This is a genomic window from Leisingera sp. F5 (assembly GCF_001593695.1).
In genome coordinates, this window is the sequence record NZ_LUKH01000562.1 from 1 (window position 1) to 2,120 (window position 2,120).

General features: G+C 61.9%; 3 protein-coding genes. All 3 read right to left on the reverse strand.

Annotation, left to right across the window (positions count from 1 at the left end; all coding sequences use genetic code 11):
- Nucleotides 1–333: LysE family transporter (locus A2I95_RS33275; RefSeq protein ID WP_291736709.1), on the reverse strand; the 333-nt coding region annotated here is incomplete at its 3' end.
- A 99-nt stretch (nucleotides 334–432) separates the two neighbouring features.
- Entirely contained in the window at nucleotides 433–1,383 is a 951-nt protein-coding gene (gene ispH, locus A2I95_RS33280) for a 4-hydroxy-3-methylbut-2-enyl diphosphate reductase (RefSeq protein ID WP_027257286.1), read from the reverse strand.
- A gap of 303 nt (nucleotides 1,384–1,686) precedes the next feature.
- Nucleotides 1,687–2,120 (reverse strand): NYN domain-containing protein (locus tag A2I95_RS33285; protein ID WP_291736714.1); only part of this gene is annotated, 434 nt, incomplete at its 5' end.

Sequence of the window (2,120 nt, forward strand, 5' to 3'; positions counted from 1 at the left end):
GCGCCAGGCGATACTCCGGCCGGGTTGGCTGGTACGCTGTGAATTGACAGCCAGGGCACCGCCACTGCGCAGCGCCTGCCAGGCCAGATACAGCAGATAGGCAACGCCTGCGGCCTTGACGATCTGGAACAGCAGCGCTGAACTGTGCAGGATTGCCGCAAGCCCGAGGGTTGCCGCAGCCAGGTGCGGCAGGATGCCGATGGTGCAGCCCAAGGCGGCCCAAATGGCGGCGCGGCGGCCTTGGCCCAAACCAAGAGCCAGCGTGTAGATGACACCGGTGCCAGGCGCGAGGACGACAACAAAGGCGGTGATCAGAAATTGCAGGGTAATCATCAATGCGGCTCCAAAAAAATCCGAATGCTATTGGGTACCATGATTAGCGCACCGCAGGTGTGCTTTCTGTGACTTTCTTCGCAATCCAGCCGCGTTTCGTCAGGCAGTTTCGCGCAGTACCTTGGGCACCTTGAATTCCACGGTTTCGACAGCGGTTTCCACCACCTCGACGGTCACGTCATACCGGGTGCGGAAGGCGTCGATTACCTCGTTGACCAGCAGCTCGGGGGCTGAGGCGCCGGCAGTGATGGCAACCGAGCGGATGCCCTCCAGCGCGCGCCAGTCTATGTTTTCAGCACGCTGCACCAGTTGGGCGTAATCGCAACCGTTTTTGGCGCCGACTTCGACCAGACGGCGGGAATTCGAGGAGTTCGGCGCGCCCACCACCAAAAGGGCGTCTGCTTTGGGCGCCACCGACTTCACTGCTTCCTGGCGGTTGGTGGTGGCGTAGCAGATATCTTCTTTGTGCGGGCCGGTGATGTTCGGGAACCGCTGGTGCAGCGCCGCTACGATGCCCTTAGTGTCATCAACCGACAGGGTGGTCTGGGTGACATAGGCGAGTTGATCAGGATTGCGCACCTCCACCTTGGCCACATCCTCGACGGTTTCCACCAGCAGCACCTCACCGTCGGGCAGCTGTCCCATGGTGCCGATGGTTTCAGGGTGGCCTTTGTGGCCGATCATGATCATCTGCAGGCCGGCTTCGGCGTGGCGCTGGGCCTCAATATGTACCTTGGAGACCAGCGGGCAGGTGGCATCGACATAGACCATTTCGCGGCGGTCGGCCTCAGCCGGGACCGATTTCGGCACCCCGTGGGCGGAAAAAATCACCGGGCGGTCATCGGGGCATTCGTTCAGTTCCTCGACAAACACCGCGCCCTTGTCGCGCAACGAGTCGACCACGAATTTGTTGTGCACGATTTCGTGACGCACATAGACCGGCGCCCCCCATTTCCCAATCGCCATTTCGACAATCTTGATCGCGCGGTCGACACCGGCGCAAAAGCCACGCGGGGCGGCAAGGTAGAGGGTCAGGGCTGGCTTGGTCATGGGCGTCTCCTTGCGGCCAGAGGTAAGCGGTTCGGGCGGCAAGGTCCAGTGCCCGCGGGGCCGCAGGAAATGTCTGATTTGGACAATTGGCGCCGCCGACGGGCAAACACCGCCGCAGCCGTGCGGGCAGCCATGTCAGAACGTTGCGCTCAGGAGAGGTGTCGGCTGTGCTGTCCATCAAGAACGCTGCCGGGCTGCCGAAAACACCGCACGCCGCATACAGGCCAATAGTTCAGGCGGGTGAGGGACGCTGTCCGGGCCAAGGCGCCGCCCCATCAGGTGCCTTGGCCCGGCGCGCTTTCCTTAGCCGTGCGCGGCGGTAGCCGAACGCGGTTCGCTTTGCTCGCGCGGCGGCCGGCCGATGACATCGCGCAATTCTTCCAGCTCGATGAAATTGTCGGCCTGGCGGCGCAGATCGTCAGAGATCATCGGCGGCTGACTGCGGATGGTAGATACCACCGAAACACGCACGCCCTGGCGCTGCAGGCTGGCAATCAGCGGACGGAAATCCCCATCGCCCGAGAACAGCACGATGTGATCCACCCGCGGCGCCAGCTCCATGGCATCGACGGTAAGCTCGATATCCATGTTGCCTTTGACTTTGCGGCGTCCCATGCTGTCGGTGTATTCCTTGGCCGGTTTGGTGACCATGGTGAAGCCGTTGTAATGCAGCCAGTCCACCAGAGGTCTGATCGGGGAATACTCGTCATTTTCCAGCAGAGCGGTGTAATAAAAGG

Excerpts from the sequence above, each read along its gene's own strand:
- ispH (WP_027257286.1), bottom strand. The coding sequence starts at position 1,383 with ATGACCAAGCCAGCCCTGACCCTCTACCTTGCCGCCCCGCGTGGCTTT.